The following is a 17495-nucleotide window of genomic DNA, read 5'->3' as shown; positions in this document are numbered from 1 at the left end:
CGACGGGACGCACACCTGGACGACACCGCGTGGGAAGACCGAGGACGTTCACCCGGTACCGATCGCCGAACCGGCGCCGTTCTGAGTGAGGCTCAGAGGGAATCGTGGTCGGCGCCGCGACGCCAGTAACCCGAGAAGTAGAGGGCGTCCTTGGCGACGCCGCGTTCGCGGAGCAGGTGGCGGCGCACGTGCTTGATCACGGCGCACTCCCCCGCGATCCACGCGTAGGCCTGGCCTGACGGGAAATCAGCGGCGCGGATGGCGTCGAGGAGGCGGGACTCGCCGTGGTGGTGCGCGAGCCAGGTGATCTCGACATCGGCTGCACTGCGGAGGTCCTGGCGGTCGGCCTCCTCGGGCACCTCGACGAAGACCTTCGCGACGGCGCCTGCGGGCAGGGACTCGATGATGCCGCCGATAGCGGGGAGCGCGGTCTCGTCACCGGCGAGCAGGTGCCAGTCGGTACCGGGTACCGGGTGGTACTCGTAGCCGAGGATCGGTGCGTGCAGGGCGTTGGGGGCGAGCAGGCCGACGTGGTCGCCGCGCTCGGCGCGGGCCACCCAGGCGGAAGCGGGGCCGGTGTCGCCGTGCAGCACGAAATCGACGTCGACCTCGTTGTGCTCGGGGCGGTGGCCGCGCAGCGTGTAGGTGCGCATCACCGGGCGGATCTCGGTGGGCTGCGCGAGGTAGTCCTGGTACCAACCGGGACCGCTGGTCAGCACGGGCTCCCGCTGACCGGCCAACGGGAAGAACAGCTTGATCCGCTGGTCCTTGCCGCCACTGGTCAACCCGGCGAGATCGGGGCCGCCGAGGGTCACCCGAGCCATGTTCGGGGTGAGTCGGCGAACCTCGCGCACCTGGGCGCGGAAGTGGACGTAGGACAGGACCTGCTCGGGCCGGGTGTCGGTCGTCGCGGTCATGCGGGCCTTCCCTCACTGGGACACGGACCCGTCCGAGTAAAGCAAGGCATACCTAAGTGTTCAAGGGTTTGGCGCGGTGGTTCCGAAACGCCTTCACTAACCTGGGCCTCATGCGCATCGTCATCGCCGGAGGACACGGCCAGATCGCCCTGCACCTGGAACGCCACCTCGCCGCGCGCGGGGACACCTCGGTCGGCATCATCCGCAACCCCGGCCACGCCGACGACCTGCGCGCGGCCGGGGCCGAAGCGGCCGTGCTGGACCTGGAGTCCGCGACCGCCGAACAGGTCGCTGACGTGGTGCGGGGCGCCGACGCGGTGGTCTTCGCGGCGGGGGCAGGACCGGGCAGCGGCACGGCGCGCAAGCTCACCGTGGACCGCGACGCGGCGGCGCTGCTGGCCGAGGGCGCGCAGCTGGCCGGGGTCCGGCGCTACCTGATGATCTCCGCGATGAACGCCGACATCACGCCGCCGCCGGACATGGACGAGACCTTCGCCACGTACCTGCGCGCCAAGAGCGAGGCCGACGCCGACGTGCGGGGCCGCGACCTCGACTGGACGGTGCTGCGGCCGGGCGCGCTGACCAACGAACCAGCGACCGGGCGGGTGCGGATCGCCGAGAAGCTGCCGAGGGGCTCGATCACCAGGGAGGACGTGGCACTGGTACTGCTGGAGCTGCTCGACTCCCCGGAAACGGTGCACCGCCAGGTCGAGGTGACCGGGGGTGAGCAGAGCGTGGCCGAGGCCGTGGCGCAGCTCGCTCACCAGGGTGATCGTTCCTGACACGAGTGCTGTGAGTGAGCGATCTTCGGGTTTTCGGCTACCTGATCAGCGGTGACGGGTGATCGACCGGGCGTATAGGTTCACGCGGTGGCTGACGACAACGGAGCGCACGCCGGGACCTGGGCGCTGCCCCCGCACCTGTCGGCACCGACCGAGGCGCCCACCGGTGACCAGGTCGTTGACGCCGACGAGGCCGAGGAGTTCCTGAGGATCTTCCACGGCGAGAACCCGGACGCCGGACCGGTCGAGCGCCGCGTGGCCTGGGTCCGCACCGAGATCGAGATGACCGGCTCCTACCAGCACACCACCGCCGAACTGTCCTTCGGCGCGCGGGTGGCCTGGCGCAACGCCGCGCGCTGCATCGGCCGGTTGTACTGGCGCAGCCTGCGCGTGCGCGACATGCGGGCGGTGCGCGGTGCGACCGAGGTGGCCACGCAGTGCGTCGAGCACCTGCGGCTGGCCCACAACAAGGGGCGGCTGCGCCCGCTGATCACCATCTTCGCGCCGGAGGTGCCGGGCAGGCCCGCGCCGAGGATCTGGAACGAACAGCTGATCCGGTACGCGGGCTACCGCGACGCCGACGGCGGGGTGCTCGGCGACCCGCGCTACGTCGACTTCACCAGCACCGTGACGTCCATGGGTTGGCAGCAGCCGAGGGAGCGCGGGCGCTTCGACGTGTTGCCGCTGGTGGTGGAGACCCCCGAGGAGGGGCCGAGGCTGTTCCCGCTGCCGAGGACCGCGATCGACGAGGTGCGGCTGACCCACCCCGACCACCCGTGGTTCGCGGAACTGGGTCTCCGGTGGCACGCGGTACCGGCGATCAGCAACATGCGCATGGTCATCGGCGGCGTCTCCTACCCCGCCGCGCCGTTCAACGGCTGGTACATGGGCACCGAGATCGGCGCGCGCAACCTGGCAGACGCCGACCGGTACGACATGCTGCCGGAGCTTGCGAACCGATTGGGACTCGATACCAGCCGGGAGACGACGCTCTGGCGCGATCGGGCGCTGGTGGAACTCAACCGCGCGGTGCTGCACTCCTACGCCGAGGCGGGCGTGACGATCACCGACCACCACACCGAGTCGCAGCACTTCCTGAAGCACATCGACAAGGAGGCGCGCGCGGGCCGCAAGTGCCCCGCCGACTGGAGCTGGATCGTGCCGCCGGTGTCGGGCGGGCTGACGCCGGTGTTCCACCGCTACTACGACACCGACCACTTCAAGCCGGAGTTCGTCGTGGACCCCGATGCCGCCGAGCGGGGGCTGAAGGGCTGCCCGGCGCACTACGCCGACCACCGCCCGACACCGCCCGAGGAGGAGTTCAAGCCCGTGCTGTGGGCGTACCTGCGCGGCCCGGTGGCGACAGGACCGCGAGCAGGTTCTCTATGAGCAGTCCCGCGAGGTCGTCGCGGGCGAGGTCGCGGTGTTCGAGCCAGTGCAGCGTCATGGCTTCCGCGGCGGCGACCCAGCCGACGAGCACGAGGCGCAGTCGCGGGCACGCGCGGTCCAGCTCCAAGCCCTCGAAGGCCAGCTCGGCGATCAGCTCGCGGGTGCGGTTGACGATCTCGGCGACCTCGGCGCCCTGACTGGCCCCGCGCAGCAGCGCCACGTAGCCGTGCGCGTGCCGCTCGGCGAAGTCGAGGTAACCCGATACGGCGAAGCGCAGGCGGCTCAACGGCGGCCCCGGCGGGGGCTCGACCGCGCGAGCGAGCTCGTCGACGGCGGCCAGCAGCGCGTGCAGGTACAGCGACCGCTTCCCGCCGAAGTAACGGTAGACCAGCGCTCTTGAGGCACCGGCGGCGGCGGCGATCTCGTCGATGGTGACGTCCTCGCTCCGGCGCGTGCCGAAGAGCCGCTGCGCCGCGGCGAGGATCTCGTCCCTCCGCTGGGCGACGGGCAGTCGCCTGCGTGTGGCATTGACACGAGTCCTGCTCACATCAATATTAGACATCACGTCTACTAGTGGTCGGGAGACGACATGCGTTCAGTCCGGTCCGGCTCGGCACGACTCGCGGTGTACGAGAGCGGAGCGCCCGATCGGCCGACAGTGCTGCTGGTGCACGGCTACCCCGACGATCATCACGTGTGGGACCGGGTCGCGCAGCGCCTGCGCGGGAAGTTCCACGTCGTCACCTACGACACGCGCGGCACCGGCACCTCGGCCGGGCCGAAGGAGCGCTCCGGCTACCGCCTGGAACACCTCGGCGAGGACCTGCTCGCGGTCGCGGACGCGGTGAGCCCGAACCAGCCGGTGCACGTGGTCGGGCACGACTGGGGCTCGATCCAGGCGTGGGAGGCGGTGACCGATCCCGCCGCGCGGCACCGGATCGCTTCGTACACAACGATTTCCGGGCCTTGCCTGGACCACGTCGGCCACTGGACGCGGAGCAGGCTGCGCCGCCCGACCCCGCGAAGGTTGCGGCAGGTCATCTCGCAGCAGCTGCACTCCTTGTACATCCTGTTCTTCCACCTCCCCGTGCTGCCCGCGTTGTTGTGGCGCACCGTGCTCGCGCGGAACTGGGCGCGGCGGCTGTGGCGCACCGAGGGGATCAAGTTCGACCGCCCGACCCGCGTGCTCGCCAAGGACGGCGTGCTCGGCATGGAGCTGTACCGCGCGAACATCTTGCCGCGCTTGAAGAATCCCCGTGAGCGGCGGACAACAGTGCCGGTGCAGGCGATCACGCCGTTGCACGACCGCTACGTCACGCCCGCGCTCGCCGAGGACCTGGAGCGGTGGGCGCCGGAGCTGTGGCGGCGCCCGCTGGCCGCTGGGCACTGGGCCCCGCTGAGCCACCCCGAGGCCGTGGCTCGCATGGTCGAGGAGTTCGTCGACCACGTCGAGACCGGGACGAGCACGCGCGCGCTGCGCCAGCACCGCGTCTCGGAGAACCGGAAACCCTTTGCCGACAAGCTGATCGTCATCACCGGCGCGGGCAGCGGCATCGGAAGGGCCACGGCGGAGGCGTTCGCCGAGCAGGGCGCGGACGTGATCGCCTGCGACATCAACGAGGTGGCGGCGAAGGACACCGTGCGGCGCATGGGTTCCGGGGCCGCCTACCAGGTCGACGTCTCCGACGAGGCGGCCATGCGGCGCTTCGCCGACACCGTGCTGGCCGACCACGGCATTCCCGACATCGTGGTCAACAACGCCGGAATCGGTGTGGCTGGGCCGTTCCTGGACACCTCGACGGAGCAGTGGAAGCGCGTGCTCGACGTCAACCTGTGGGGTGTGATCCACGGCTGCCGCTTCTTCGGCGCGGCGATGGCCGAGCGCGCGGAGGGCGGGCACATCGTCAACGTCGCCTCGGCGGCGGCCTACACGCCGACGCAGGTCCTGCCCGCGTACGCGACGACGAAGTCCGCGGTGCTGATGCTCAGCGAGTGCCTGCGCGCGGAGCTGGCGCACAACGGCATCGGCGTCAGCGCGATCTGCCCGGGGCTGATCAACACCAACATCGCGGCCACCACGACCTACGTCGGCGCCAGCGACGCCGAGCAGGCGGCGTTCCGCGAACGCGCCGTGCAGAGCTACCAGGCGCGCAACTACCCGCCGGAGCGCGTCGCGGCCCAGATCCTGCGCGCGGTGCTCCGCAACGCGCCCCTGGTCCCGGTGAACGCCGAGGCCAGGGTCGCGTTCGCGCTGTCCAAGGTCAGCCCGGGGGCACTGCGGGCCTTCGCCAAGCTCACGCCGCCGAGCGAAGAGCAGGAAGGCCGCGCCTGATCGCCCTGGCGAACTCGCTGAGCAGGTCGGGCATGCGGTGCAGGTCGCCGTTGAGCGCGCACGCCTCGGCGAGTTCGTCCACGGTCAGCGGGCGCCCGGAGTCCTCCAGTTCGAACGCGGTCTGCCCGGACTGGACAGCGAGCAGCACGCGCTTGAGCGCGGCGCGGACGTCTTCGAAGACCTCCTCCGACAACAGCGGCAGTCTGTCCAATGTGGACATCTCGGGGAGGCGGCAGAGCCAGAAGTCGTTCCACTCGCTGCCCCACAGCGCGTGCCGGGCGTCGTCGGGCTCCAGCAGGTGGTCCTCGGCGAGGCCGGGCCGGTAGCGGCTGACGACCTCCAGCAGCTGCGGTCTGGAGAGCAGGCCGGGGTTGATCACCGCGACCACCCTGACCGGGTCCACCGGGGTGCCGTGCACCGCCTCCTCCAGCGCCAGCACCGCGATGTCGGCGAACCACGCCGCGACCTTGCGGTAGGACTCCTTGGTGGAGGTGTCGTGCTGCTCGGCGAGGAACATCGTCTCCGTGGTGACCACCGCGAGCGGGTGCGCGACGTCCAGGCCCGCCCTCGGCACCTTCGCCCTGCGGTGCGCCTCGACCGCCTCGCGGTAGCGGGACTCGGTCCGCCGCTGCGCGGTACGCAGTACCTCGATGTGCTCGTCCAGTTCCGCGAGCACCTCGTCCACCTCCTCCCGGGTGAGCGCGTCGGCCAGGGCGAGGCGGTCTTCGTCGATGCCAGTCACACCGGCGAGCCTGCCAACCCGATCAGGTTCACGTCATCACCTGATGCGGTGGGGCCGTTCAGCTGCCACCGTGGACGTATGGAGATCTTGAGCAGCAGGGTGTTGTTGCGCCCGCGTGACCCGGAGCGCTCGCGCGCGTTCTACCGGGACGTGCTCGGCCTCGCCGTCTTCCGCGAGTTCCCCGGCGGCACTGTGTTCTTCCTCGGGCAGGGGTTGCTGGAGGTGGCCGCGCACAGCGGCGACGGCTCCGCTCCGGGGAGCACTTCGCTGTACATGCAGGTGCGCGATGTGCGGGCGGAGTTCGAGGTGCTCGTCTCGCGCGGCGCCGAGGTCCTGCGCGAGCCGGAGGTGGAGCCGTGGGGGCTGCACGAGGGCTGGATTCGCGATCCGGACGGGGTGCGCATCGTGCTGGTGGAGATCCCCGCCGACCACCCGCTGCGCCGCGACACCCGCTCCTAGGCTGCCCAGGTCACGAACAGCACGGTCACGCGAACCGCGTTGTTCGCGCCGATGACGTACTTGACTTGACCGAATTCGTCGAACGACGCGTACCAGGCTCCTTCTGCTCTTGGGCACGCGTGGTGCAGCGGGCTTCGCAGCTCACCGCCGCGCCCGGTGGACGTCCGACTCGTCGCCCGTCTCCAGGCGTTCAGTCACGGCGACGGTGTGCTCGAACGCCTCGCGATCGAGGTACAGCACCGCGCGGAGCCACCAGTGCCGCACGACCACGTCCACCCTGGCGAGGTCGAAGTCATCGTCGGCCTCGGCCATGGCCACGTGGAACTCGCGTTCGAACTCGGCGAGCACGTCGGCGTTGGTGGCGGCGAGCGCGGCCCGGACCGCGACGGCCGTCCGGTCGAAGGTGAACCTCGGTCGGTGAGCAGGCGCTCGGGGCCGCTGTCCTCCACCGAGCCCGGGATGTCGGTCGGTGTCATGCCTTCATGGTGCGCCACCGCGTGTCAGAACTCGCTGGAGAACACGGTGGACGGTCGCGGGGCGAGCGGGCCCCACGACCGTCCACTGTGGAGCGACGGGTCCGTGGACCGGGGGGAGGGCGGACCCGTCACCGGCGGGGTCAGCAGCTGGCCAGGCCGCGGACCAGGAGGTGCGACGCGAGGAACGTGTACGGCTTGGTGGTGAAGGGCAGCACCGACACGCACTCGCTGTCCAGCGCGAAGGCGATGTCGACGCGCACGGTCTGCGACGTCCGGCAGTTGTTGGTGATGTGGACGGTCTGCTCGAAGATGCCCACCGGCTCCTGCAGGCGGTAGCTCACGCAGTCCGGGACGTTCGCCCGCGGTTCGGCGGCGCCGGCGGTTCCGGTGAACGAAAGCGCGGCGACGGCGGCAAGGGTCAGGGAAAGGGCGGTTCGCACAACTACTCCTGTGTCGTCGTGGGGGGCGGAATTGCTCAGCCGGTGGCGCAGCCGCGCCAGTTGTTGCCGGAGGGGCCGTCCGAGGTGAACATGGTCACAACATTTCCGGAGCCCTTGTTGTAAACGAGGGTCGCGTGACCGCCGTGGCTGCGGTCGTAACGCAGTGCGACATTTCCGTTCGCGGCGGGAACCTCGTAGTAGTTCCGCGAGAAGATGTGGTTGAAGCAGGCGTTGACGTTGACGTCGTCGGCGCCGTTCTCCGCGATGGGGTGACCGGCGTCGATGTGGATGACACCGGAGGTGTAGTCGCCGCAGCGCAGCTGAACGGACTGGTGCGGGGAGCCGCCAGGGGTCAGCGACGCGACGACGTCCTGGGGGTGCGCGGTCCGGAAGCAGTCGCTGGCGTTGACGAACGCGGGGATCGCCGAGGCCGTTCCGGGGAGGGCGGCGATGACCGCCGCCGCGGCCAGCAGGGCCGAGAAGAGCCTCTTCACCGTTTTCTGCCTTTCAGTTCGGTCGTACCCGAAATCGAGAGGACCGTAGGCAGCGAAAAAAATAGTGAACAATCCCCTTCAAGCAGGCCTGAAATGCGCAGGCCAGAGCATTCGGGGTAGCGGTTCGATCACGCAGGATCACAGCCGAGAACTGCTCACCTTCACTCAAGACTGTGAATAGAAGAATTGTTCAGCAGCCCCTGCAAGAACTGCGCGTTGAGATGACCCTCGTCGCGGTAGCAGTTGTTGAAGACCACGTGCGCGGGCTCGTCGAGCTCGTGCAGGCGCCGGGCCCACGCGGCCAGCTCAGCCTCGGAGTAGGAGTAGCGGAACCGTTTCTCGATGTCCTTGCTCGTCCACTGTGGACTGTGACCGTGCATGCGGAGCACGGCTATGTCGGAGGTCGCCACGAGCAGCGGCGGCACGGAGTCGTCGTGGCCCTGGGGCATGTCCACCGACACGTACGGAATGTCGTGCTGGCACAGGAAAGCGAGCGTGCTGGGGCCGTTGACGTGGTCCAGCCACGTGGAGTGACGCAGCTCGACGCAGATCCGCATCGGCGCGCAACGGCTCCTGCACTCCACCAGGAACTGCCGCGCGGACTCCCCCGGCCGGAACCACGGCGGGAACTGGAACAGCAGCAGCCCGAGCTTCCCCGCGGCGTGGATCGGTTCCACGGCAAGGAGAAACCGCGACCACAACTCCTCGGCGCGCGCCGGGGTGAGGTCGCTGAGGCGGACGCGATCGGTGCCGGTGCGCAGGTCTGGCGGCAGGTGGGAGGAGCGCACGGTGTGCTTGGTCAACGCGGCGAAAGCCTTGACGTTGAAGGTGAAGTCCTCCGGGGTGCGGTCCACCCAGCCCTGCGCGACCTCGGGTGTGGGGATGGCGTAGTAGGAGGTGTTGACCTCCACCAGCGGGAAGCGCGACGCGTAGCTGGTCAGCCGCTCCGCGTCGCGCACTCCCGCCGGGTACCAGCCGGTCTCGGTCAGCCCTCGGTCGGTCCACCCCGCCGTTCCCACCAGCACCTCGCCCATGGCTTCTGGCTACCCGGTGCGGCGCGAACGAATCAGCGGCGGCGACCGGTGAGCTGGGACCACATGCCGACTGGTACCAGGCGTGCCGCCTTCATCAGCACCGCCATCCGCCGGGGGAAGACGATCTCCGGCTTGCCGGAGACGATGCCGTCGGCGATCTTGCGAGCGGCGTGGTCGGGCTCGACCATGAACGGCATCCGGAAGGTGTTGCGCGCGGTCATCGGGGTCCGCACGAAACCCGGGCAGATGGTCTGCACGCGGATTCCCTTGTGCCGCAAGCCTCCTCGCAACGACTCCAGCAGGTTGATCTGCGCGGCCTTGGTCGCGCTGTAGGCCTCCCCGCCCGGCATGCCGCGATAGCCCGCGACCGAGGCGACACCGACGATCGTGCCCTTGCCGCGCTCCAGCATCGACGGCAGCACGGCCTCGATGCCGTAGGACATCCCGAACACGTTGACCTCGAACTGCCTCCGGAACGAGTCCGGGTCCCAGTTCGTCACGTCGAAGCGGTCCCAAGCACCCGCGTTGAGCACGGCGATGTCGATGCCGCCGAACGCGTCGATGACCTTCTCCGCGGCGGTGAGCACGGCGATGCGGTCCATCACGTCGACGGGCTGGACGAGCATCCGGCCGTCGGAGACCTTGGCCAGCTGGTCGGTGCGGCGGGCGCTGATCGCGACCCGGGCGCCGCGCGCGTGCAGCTCCTGGGCGAGCGCGGCGCCGATCCCGCTGGAGGCACCGGTGATCCAGACGCGCGGGCTCATCGGGCCTTCTCGAATCCGAGCTGCCACACGTCGAGGTAGCCGGAGCGGAACCCGGCCTCGCAGTAGCCGAGGTAGAACTCCCACATCCGCTTGAACTGGGCGTCGAAGCCGAACTCGGCGATGGTGTCCCAGTTGGCGGTGAAGCGCTGGTGCCAGTGCCGCAGCGTGCGCGCGTAGTCCTGGCCGAGCGAGCGGCGCGCGACGAGCGGGAGGTGGCTGTGGCTCTCGATCGCGGGCACGGACAGGAGCTGTCCGCCCGGGAAGACGTACTTGTGAATCCAGGTGTAGGACTCGCTCGTGGCCAGCAACCGGTCGTGCGGCATGGTGATCGCCTGGAGCCCGACCCGCCCGCCGGGCACGAGCAGCCGGTCCAGCGCGCCGAAGTACGTCGGCCAGTACTCGCGGCCGACCGCCTCGATCATCTCCACCGAGACGATCGCGTCGTAGGCCCCGGTGGCGTCGCGGTAGTCCTTCAGTTCCACCTTGGCCAGGTGCGAGACCCCGGCCTCGACGATCCGCTTGTCCGCCAAGGCTTTCTGTTCGGCGGAGATGGTGATCGACGTGATGTGCGCTCCCCGGCGGGCCGCGCGGATCGCCAGCTCGCCCCAGCCGGTGCCGATCTCCAGCACCCTGCTCCCCGCGCGCACCCCCGCGTAGTCCAGGATGCCGTCGATCTTGCGGCGCTGGGCCTCGGCGAGGTCGGTGACGCCGGGCGCGAACCAGGCCGCCGAGTAGGTCATCGTCTCGTCGAGGAAGTTCGCGAAGAGGTCGTTGGACAGGTCGTAGTGGCGGTGGATGTTGTTCCGCGCGCCGTCGACGGTGTTGCGCTCCTCGGTGGGCTGGCGCCGTTCGACGATGTGCCGGAAGACCTGCAACGGCTTGGGGATCAGCGTGGCCATCCGCCGCGCGAACGGGGTGAGCACGTCGGCGAGGTGGCCGCTGGTCCAGTCCCCGGCCATGTAGGACTCGCCGAAGCCGATCTTGGCGTCGGCGCCGAGCTTGCGGAAGAACTCCTCGGGCCGCACGATCCGCATGATCGGCGAGTTCGAGCCACCGGCACCCCAGCGCGTGCCGCCGGGGAGCGTGACGCGGACCGGCAACGCCCGGACGGCGTTCCTGAACAGACTTTCGGCGATCCTGGCTCGGAGCACGGTCACTGGACACCCTCCTGAACGGTGTGCGGCTTGCGGGGAACGACCGGGATTCGCCTGAGCCACAGGGCGATCCCGTGCCGGAAGATCAGGGCGAACACGCGGTGGGACAGGGCGAGCAGGCGCTTGCGGGTGGACATCCGCTGCCCGCGCAGCGTCGCGACGAACACGACCTCGTCGTTCTGCCGCAACGAGATGCTGATGTCCAGCCGCTCGCCCGGCCTGCTGAACTTCATGTGGTAGCGGCCCTCGACGGTGAAGAACGGCGAGACGTAGAACTCCTTGTCCGCCACCGCGCGGCCGGCCGGGTCGGGGCGGAGCAGGTAGCAGTGCCGTTCGCCGTAGGTGTTGTGGACCTCGGCGACGATGCACTCCAGCTCACCGTCGGGGCCGTGGCACCAGAACACCGACAGCGGGTTGAAGACGAAGCCGAACGAGCGCGGGTTTGCCAGCAACAGCACGCGCCCACCCCGGAGGTCGACGCCCTGCGAGGCGAGCCAGGCGTCGAGGTTCGCGCGGATCGACCGCTCCGGGTCGCCGAGGTGGTCGCGCGCCTCGAACCCCTTGGGCAGCGCGGCGAGGTCGACCAGCGACATCTGGACGCGGTGGGAGAACCGCCGCCGGATCTGGTCGAGGCGCGTGTGCGTGACGACGGCGTCGTAGATCATGTCCAACCCGCTCCGAACGCCTCCGCCGCCCGCACCCCGGACGCGCAGCCGTCCTCGTGGAAGCCCCACCCGTGGTAGGCACCGGCGAACGCCGTCCTGCCGGTCGCGAGCCCGGGGAGTTTCGCTTGCGCGGCAACGGACTCCGGCGTGTAGATCGGGTGCTCGTACACCATCTTCGCGATCACCGACTCCTTCGCGATCCGGGTGGGGGCGTTGAGCGTGACGACGTAGTCCTCCGGCTCGGACAGGCGCATGAGCCGGTTCATGTGGTAGCTGACGACGACCTCGTTGGAGTCCGACCGGCACGACGGCTTGAGGTAGTTCCACGACGCCCGCGCACCCTCGGCGCGCGGCAGCAGCGAAGCGTCCTTGTGCAGCCAGGTCTCGTTGCGGGAGTACTGGAAGGCGCCCAGCACGGCGCTCTCCTCCTCGGTCGCGTCGCCCAGCAACCGCAGCGCCTGGTCGGGGTGGGTGGCGATCACCACGCGGTCGACGCGGTGCAGCTCGTCGGCGTCGTCACGGATGTCCACGCCGTCGGCGTCGCGGTGCACGGCACGGATCGGCGTGGAGACGTGCACGGCGGTGAGCCCCTTGACAGCGCGTTCCACATAGGACCGAGAACCACCGGTGACCGTCTTCCACTGCGGAGAACCGCCGACGGCGAGCATGCCGTGGTTGCGGAGGAACTCGAAGAGGTAGCGCGCGGGGTACTGCTTGCTGACCTCGCGCGAGGACGACCACACGGCGGAGACCACCGGCAGCACGAAGTGGTCGACGAAGTAGGAGGAGTAGCCGCCGATCGCCAGGAACGCGCCGAGCGTGACGTCTCCGGCGTCCGGCTCGGCCAGGACGCGGCGGGCGTGCTTGTGGAAGCGGGTGACCTCGGCCAGCATCCGCAGGTACGCGGGCTTGACGAGGTTCCTCGGCTGCGCGAACAGCCCGCCGATCTGCTTGGCGCCCGCGTACTCCAGGCCACAGCCCTCGCAGCGCACGCTCATCGACATCTCGGAGTCCTGCGTGGACACCCCGAGTTCCCCGAAGAGCCGCAGCAGGTTCGGGTAGGTGCGCTGGTTGTGCACGATGAAACCGCTGTCCACGGCGACCATCCCGCCATCGGGCGCGGGCACGTCATGGGTGTGCGCGTGGCCGCCAACGCGCTCGTCCCGCTCGAACATCACCACGTCGTAGCGCCGCTGCAACAGGTAGGCCGCGGTGAGTCCAGCAACTCCACTGCCGATGACGGCAACACGGTCACGCATCGCGCTTCTCCTCCGTGATCTTCATGACGAACGTGCGGGCGGCGTCGGTCCAGTCGGCGATCCGCCGGAGCATGAAGTGCCCGGTGCCCGGCAGCGCGACGTGCTCGGCCGCGACCCCCAGGGAGCGCAGCCGCTCGACGTAGCTCGCGGACTGCGCCGGGCTCGTCCACCGGTCGGCGGTGCCGTGCACGATCAGCACCTCGCGCCCGGACCGGACGAGGTGGCCGACGGGCTCGCCGGGCTCGATCCACGGCGCGAGCGCGCAGACCGCCCGCACTCCGCTCTCGTCGGCCACGCGCAACGCCGTCCTGCCGCCCATCGAGTGCCCGACCAGCACGATCGCCGCGCCGGGGTGGTTGCGGCGGGCCTCGGCGATCGCCCACCGCGCGTCGGCGACGGCGGGCAGCTCCGGCTCGTTCCAGCCGCGCTCGCGGAAGCGGACCAGCCAGACGGAGACGCCGTGCTCCCGCCCCGCACGGTGCAGCGACCGGGCGATCGGGACCATCCGCCGGTAGCTGAGGTTGCGCCGCAGCACCGGCTCCCTGCTGCGGACCTTGCCGCCGTGCAGAACGATGACAACGGCCTCAACCTCCGCACCGGCTTCCATGATCGTCACGTCGGGTGTGCGCACATCGGTCATTCGGGGCAGTCGGCGCTCCGGTTTGGTCTTTCGGGTGATCCACCAATCCGGGCGCCCGCGCGCGACGAAGACCGGGAAAGCTTCGGAAGCGGGGTGTGCGGCGTGTCCCAGCAGCATGGTGTGGCTCAGACATTGGCTGAGCTGGTCGAACGGGTGCTCGGAGCCGGTCTGCCGGTGGGGGTGCGGGCCTGGGACGGCAGCACCGCGGGGCCCTCCGACGGCCCGGTCGCGGTGGTCCGCAACCGCAGGGCGCTGCGCAGGCTGCTGTGGGACCCGAACGAGCTGGGCCTCGCCAGGGCCTACGTCTCTGGAGATCTTGACGTCGACGGTGACCTCGCCGAGGGCCTTCGCCGGTTCTGGGCGCTCGCCAGGAAGCAGCGGCCGAAGGTGACGGCCGCCGACCGCGTGGACCTGGTCAAGGCTGCTCTGCGGCTCGGCGTGATCGGCCCTCGCCCGAAGGCGCCGCCGGAGGAGGCCAGGCTGCGCGGGCGGCTGCACACGCGGCTGCGGGACCGGGCGGCCATCGCCCACCACTACGACCTCAGCAACGAGTTCTACGAGAAGGTCCTCGACCCGCACATGGCGTACTCGTCGGGCTACTGGACCAGCGACGATCCCGACTACACCCTCACGGACGCACAGCGGGACAAGCTCGACCTCGTCTGCCGCAAGCTGGAACTGAAGCCCGGGATGCACCTGCTGGACGTCGGGTGCGGCTGGGGCTCGATGATCCTGCACGCGGCCGAGCACTACGGCGTGCACGCGACCGGCATCACGCTTTCCGCGCAGCAGCGCGACTTCATCGAGAACCGGATCAAGGAGCGCGACCTCACCGACAAGGTCACCGTGCGCTTGCAGGACTACCGCGAACTGTCCGACGGCCCCTACGACGCGGTGTCGTCGATCGAGATGGGCGAGCACGTCGGCGCCGGGAACTACCCGATCTACACCTCGGCGCTGCACCGCGCGGTCAAGCCCGGTGGTCGTGTGCTGATCCAGCAGATGTCGCGCGGCAAGGTCGCTCCCGGCGGCGGCGCGTTCATCGAGGGCTACGTGGCACCCGACATGACCATGAGCCCCGTCGGCAGCACCGTGAACCTCATCGAGCGCGCCGGTTTCGAGGTCCGTGGTGTCGAGGCGATGCGCGAGCACTACGTTCGGACCGTGGACGTGTGGGCTGAGACCATCGAGAAGCGCTGGGCCGAGCTCGTGCGGCTCGTCGGCGAAGGGCAGGCGCGCGTGTGGCGGCTGTACATGGCGGGCGGATCGCTGGCGTTCGCCGAGAACCGCATGGGCGTCAACCAGATCCTGGCGATGCGCCCGGCGGTGATCTGAGGTGAGCTTCACCGGCAACCTCGCGATCACCGGCGCCCTCTCCATCGTGCTCTTCGTGATCACCTACGTGATCGCGCGCCGCCGAGGGCGCCTCGACACCATCGACACGCTCTGGGGCTTGGGCTTCGCCGTGATCGCCGTGACGAGCTACGCGCTCTCCGGCGGCGGTCACCTGCTCAGCGCCGCGCTGACCGTCGTGTGGGGCGTCCGGCTCGCGTGGCACATCCACTCCCGCAACCACGGTCGCGGCGAGGACCCCCGCTACACCAAGATCAAGGGCAACCCGTTCTACCGCGTGTACATGCTCCAAGCGGTGATCATGTGGTTCGTGTCGCTGCCCGTGCAGGCGGCGCAGTACTGGGTCCCGGAGGTCGGCTGGCTGGGATGGCTCGGCGCGGCGGTGTGGCTGCTCGGCTTCGTCTTCGAGACCGTTGGCGACCACCAGCTCGCCCGCTACAAGGCCACCCCCGACCGCCCGCCGGTGCTCAACACGGGTTTGTGGCGCTACACCAGGCACCCCAACTACTTCGGCGACGCGTGCGTGTGGGCCGGCCTCTACCTCATGGCCTGCGAGCACTGGATCGGCGCCGCGACCGTGTTGTCGCCGGTGGCGATGATCCTGTTGCTGGCCAAGGGAAGCGGTGCCCCGCTGACCGAGAGGGCCATGCGCGAGCGCCCCGGATACGCCGAGTACGTCTCCCGCACCAGCGGTTTCTTCCCGCTGCCACCCAAGAAAGGCTGACAATGCGCCCCGGTGACACCATCGCAGACTTCACACTCCCCGACCAGGACGGCGAGCCCCGCACGTTGAGCAAGCTGCTCACCGACGGCCCTGTCGTGCTGTTCTTCTACCCCGCCGCCATGACCGGTGGTTGCACCGCGGAGGCCTGCCACTTCCGCGACCTCGGCGCCGAGTTCGCCGAGCTGGGCGCGCAGCGCGTCGGCATCAGCGGTGACGCGGTGAGCAAGCAGAAGGAGTTCGCGTCGCAGAACACCTTCGACTACCCCCTTCTGTCCGATGTGGACGGAACCGTGTCGGCCCAGTTCGGGGTGAAGCGCAGGATCATCAAGATGGTGAAGCGCCACACCTTCGTCATCGGCACCGACCGCGTCCTGCTCGACGTGATCAAGAGCGAGCTCCGCTTCGAGGCCCACGCCGACCAAGCGCTGGAGTCGCTGCGCAAGCACGTCAAGGGCTAGCGAACCCCACGCACGTGGTTGCTTCGGCCCAGCCCGGACCTTTTTGCGGCTCAACGACCGCACGTGCGAGTCTCGGCGGATGGATCTTCGTCGAGCGATCGCGGTCGTCGCGGTCACGGGCTTGGGCACTGTCGTCTCCGGGATCGCGGCGGAGGCGGCGGAGAAGCCGAAGCTCACCGCCAGTTGCAGCAAGGCGGGTTTCACCGGTTCCGTCGCCGTCTACGGCAAGTCAGGCCCCGACGGATTCGGTGGCACCGCACCACTGGCGCTGATCACCAAGGTGCAGTACAAGATCAAGAAGCCGGGTGGTGGGCGGACGGAGCGCAATGACGTCTTCGTGCACTACCGCCCCGATCCGCACGACCCCGAGGTGAGCTACCTGTTGGCCAAGAGCGGCGACAAAGCCCTGGCGGACAACAAGTGGCACTCGCTCAGCCGCGAGATCGACGCGACGAGGACCCAGCACCCGGGCATCTTCGTCGAGTTCATCTTCAACACCGCCGGCAAGGACCCCAGGTGCACCAAGCTGAAGCACCTGTGATGCCGGTGAGCCGTGCTACGAGTGCGCCACCCCGACCCGGAACACCCGCACCTCCCCGTGGTTGGCCCCACTGCAGGGCGAGGAGTTCGAGCAGTTCGCCTGCACGTACGCCCCGGTCTTGAAGTAGCCCCCGGAGAACTTCTTGGGGATCTCCACAGCCAGCTTCCCGTCGAAGAAGGCCTTGATCCGCCCGCCGCTCACTTCGAACCGGGCCACGAACTTCCGTCCCAGCTCGTACGAACTCGTCACGAGGTGGAAGTGCGTGTCATCGCCCTTCGTGACGTAAACCTTGTTCCCCTCGACCCGGAACACCGACACGTCGTCGCTGCCGTCGTGGATCTGCGCGGCCACCACGTGCGGCTTGCCGTTCGGGAGGCGGGTCACGGCCGCTTCGACCTCAAGGACGTGCTTGCCGGAGCTCGACGACCAGCTCGCGTTGTCCTTGCCGTTGCTGGTCATCTCGCGCAGCTCGGAGCGGGGGTAGCCGGAGCCGCTGGTGGTCACGCCGTTGACGGCGGCGCGGAACTGGACGCCCGCGCAGTCCGGCGTCGGCACGAACCAGGGGTCCGCGCTGAACGTGGCGAGGGCAGGTTGCTTGACCTCCTTCGGCTTCTCGGCGGAACCGGTCGGCAACGTCTGCTTCCAGTTCTTCAGGTCGAGCACGTCACCGGGGTGCTTGCAGGACGGGTCAGCCGCGGCCACGGGCGCCGCTGAGGCCAGCGCGGCAACGGAGAAAGCCGCACAGCACAGGGGAATCAGACGATTCATCGGTCGCTTCTCTCATCAGGGGACGACCCGGCAAGCCGCCGACAAAGACTCGTGCATCGATTTACTGTCCGGCGGTGCCCGAAGGCTAGGGGCGGCCTGCGAGC

Annotated in this window: 20 protein-coding genes and 1 pseudogene; 8 read left to right on the top strand and 13 right to left on the bottom strand. The window is 69.5% G+C overall.

Going from position 1 to position 17495, the window contains the following annotated elements:
* Nucleotides 1-92: 92 nt before the first annotated feature.
* Nucleotides 93-917, bottom strand: a complete 825-nt coding sequence (locus tag CCN37_RS33770; protein WP_246843475.1) for a siderophore-interacting protein — start codon at nucleotides 915-917, stop codon at nucleotides 93-95.
* Between the two features lie 110 nt (nucleotides 918-1027).
* On the opposite strand from CCN37_RS33770, the gene CCN37_RS33765 reads away from it, so the two are divergent.
* Together CCN37_RS33765 and CCN37_RS33760 are read left to right on the top strand one after the other, a co-directional pair.
* Nucleotides 1028-1699 carry an SDR family oxidoreductase gene (locus CCN37_RS33765; RefSeq protein WP_086828840.1) on the top strand — a complete coding sequence of 224 codons (672 nt, stop codon included), beginning with the start codon at nucleotides 1028-1030 and terminating at the stop codon, nucleotides 1697-1699.
* A gap of 87 nt (nucleotides 1700-1786) precedes the next feature.
* Entirely contained in the window at nucleotides 1787-3088 is a 1302-nt protein-coding gene (locus CCN37_RS33760; protein WP_210408320.1) for a nitric oxide synthase oxygenase, read from the top strand.
* On the opposite strand, the gene CCN37_RS33755 is transcribed toward CCN37_RS33760, so the two are convergent.
* Nucleotides 3021-3635 (bottom strand): TetR/AcrR family transcriptional regulator, encoded by a 615-nt coding sequence (locus tag CCN37_RS33755; RefSeq protein WP_168200989.1) that lies wholly within the window; start codon nucleotides 3633-3635, stop codon nucleotides 3021-3023. The two genes, CCN37_RS33760 and CCN37_RS33755, sit on opposite strands and share 68 nt — an antisense overlap.
* A gap of 42 nt (nucleotides 3636-3677) precedes the next feature.
* Between CCN37_RS33755 and CCN37_RS33750 the strand changes: the two genes are divergently transcribed.
* The gene (locus tag CCN37_RS33750; protein WP_086828822.1) at nucleotides 3678-5420 is read left to right on the top strand and encodes an SDR family oxidoreductase; all 1743 of its coding nucleotides are present in this window, start codon (nucleotides 3678-3680) and stop codon (nucleotides 5418-5420) included.
* Here CCN37_RS33750 and CCN37_RS33745 read toward each other — a convergent pair.
* Nucleotides 5383-6162, bottom strand: coding sequence for a hypothetical protein (locus CCN37_RS33745; protein ID WP_086828820.1), 780 nt, complete (start codon nucleotides 6160-6162; stop codon nucleotides 5383-5385). The genes CCN37_RS33750 and CCN37_RS33745 overlap by 38 nt on opposite strands.
* 78 nt (nucleotides 6163-6240) lie before the next feature.
* On the opposite strand from CCN37_RS33745, the gene CCN37_RS33740 reads away from it, so the two are divergent.
* On the top strand, nucleotides 6241-6621 hold the full coding sequence (locus CCN37_RS33740) for a VOC family protein (protein ID WP_086828818.1): 381 nt from the start codon (nucleotides 6241-6243) through the stop codon (nucleotides 6619-6621).
* Between the two features lie 141 nt (nucleotides 6622-6762).
* On the opposite strand, the pseudogene CCN37_RS33735 reads toward CCN37_RS33740, so the two are convergent.
* The 9 genes and pseudogenes from CCN37_RS33735 to CCN37_RS33695 all read right to left on the bottom strand — a co-directional run.
* Nucleotides 6763-7008, bottom strand: a pseudogene (locus tag CCN37_RS33735) (DUF6247 family protein); the annotation flags it as partial.
* Nucleotides 7009-7237: 229 nt separating this feature from the next.
* Complete coding sequence (locus CCN37_RS33730; protein ID WP_086828814.1) at nucleotides 7238-7537, bottom strand: hypothetical protein; 300 nt, start codon at nucleotides 7535-7537, stop codon at nucleotides 7238-7240.
* A 35-nt stretch (nucleotides 7538-7572) separates the two neighbouring features.
* Entirely contained in the window at nucleotides 7573-8031 is a 459-nt protein-coding gene (locus CCN37_RS33725; RefSeq protein ID WP_086828812.1) for a hypothetical protein, read from the bottom strand.
* Nucleotides 8032-8192: 161 nt separating this feature from the next.
* On the bottom strand, nucleotides 8193-9065 hold the full coding sequence (locus CCN37_RS33720; protein ID WP_086828810.1) for a DUF72 domain-containing protein: 873 nt from the start codon (nucleotides 9063-9065) through the stop codon (nucleotides 8193-8195).
* 32 nt (nucleotides 9066-9097) lie between these two features.
* Complete coding sequence (locus CCN37_RS33715) at nucleotides 9098-9829, bottom strand: SDR family oxidoreductase (protein ID WP_086828808.1); 732 nt, start codon at nucleotides 9827-9829, stop codon at nucleotides 9098-9100.
* On the bottom strand, nucleotides 9826-11046 hold the full coding sequence (locus tag CCN37_RS33710; protein WP_086828806.1) for a cyclopropane-fatty-acyl-phospholipid synthase family protein: 1221 nt from the start codon (nucleotides 11044-11046) through the stop codon (nucleotides 9826-9828). The genes CCN37_RS33715 and CCN37_RS33710 overlap by 4 nt, the downstream gene beginning before the upstream one ends.
* Nucleotides 10983-11648: a DUF1365 domain-containing protein gene (locus tag CCN37_RS33705; protein ID WP_086828804.1), complete on the bottom strand. Its 666-nt coding sequence runs from the start codon at nucleotides 11646-11648 to the stop codon at nucleotides 10983-10985. Before CCN37_RS33705 ends, CCN37_RS33710 begins: the two co-directional genes overlap by 64 nt.
* Complete coding sequence (locus tag CCN37_RS33700; RefSeq protein WP_086828802.1) at nucleotides 11645-12907, bottom strand: NAD(P)/FAD-dependent oxidoreductase; 1263 nt, start codon at nucleotides 12905-12907, stop codon at nucleotides 11645-11647. The genes CCN37_RS33705 and CCN37_RS33700 overlap by 4 nt, the downstream gene beginning before the upstream one ends.
* Nucleotides 12900-13547 carry an alpha/beta hydrolase gene (locus tag CCN37_RS33695; protein ID WP_210408319.1) on the bottom strand — a complete coding sequence of 216 codons (648 nt, stop codon included), beginning with the start codon at nucleotides 13545-13547 and terminating at the stop codon, nucleotides 12900-12902. Before CCN37_RS33695 ends, CCN37_RS33700 begins: the two co-directional genes overlap by 8 nt.
* Nucleotides 13548-13667: 120 nt before the next feature.
* Between CCN37_RS33695 and CCN37_RS33690 the strand changes: the two genes are divergently transcribed.
* From CCN37_RS33690 to CCN37_RS33675, 4 genes are all read left to right on the top strand, one after another.
* Entirely contained in the window at nucleotides 13668-14882 is a 1215-nt protein-coding gene (locus CCN37_RS33690) for a cyclopropane-fatty-acyl-phospholipid synthase family protein (RefSeq protein WP_168200988.1), read from the top strand.
* Between the two features lies 1 nt (nucleotide 14883).
* Nucleotides 14884-15624 carry a DUF1295 domain-containing protein gene (locus tag CCN37_RS33685; protein ID WP_086828798.1) on the top strand — a complete coding sequence of 247 codons (741 nt, stop codon included), beginning with the start codon at nucleotides 14884-14886 and terminating at the stop codon, nucleotides 15622-15624.
* A gap of 2 nt (nucleotides 15625-15626) precedes the next feature.
* On the top strand, nucleotides 15627-16082 hold the full coding sequence (locus CCN37_RS33680) for a peroxiredoxin (protein ID WP_086828794.1): 456 nt from the start codon (nucleotides 15627-15629) through the stop codon (nucleotides 16080-16082).
* Between the two features lie 79 nt (nucleotides 16083-16161).
* Nucleotides 16162-16623 (top strand): hypothetical protein, encoded by a 462-nt coding sequence (locus CCN37_RS33675; RefSeq protein ID WP_086828792.1) that lies wholly within the window; start codon nucleotides 16162-16164, stop codon nucleotides 16621-16623.
* 15 nt (nucleotides 16624-16638) lie between these two features.
* On the opposite strand, the gene CCN37_RS33670 is transcribed toward CCN37_RS33675, so the two are convergent.
* Nucleotides 16639-17391 carry a polysaccharide lyase family 7 protein gene (locus CCN37_RS33670; RefSeq protein WP_086828790.1) on the bottom strand — a complete coding sequence of 251 codons (753 nt, stop codon included), beginning with the start codon at nucleotides 17389-17391 and terminating at the stop codon, nucleotides 16639-16641.
* Nucleotides 17392-17495: the final 104 nt, after the last annotated feature.

The sequence above is a fragment of the Allokutzneria sp. NRRL B-24872 genome, assembly GCF_002155965.1.
Lineage (GTDB): Bacteria > Actinomycetota > Actinomycetes > Mycobacteriales > Pseudonocardiaceae > Allokutzneria.
This window is presented reverse-complemented; position numbering and strand designations above follow the sequence as displayed.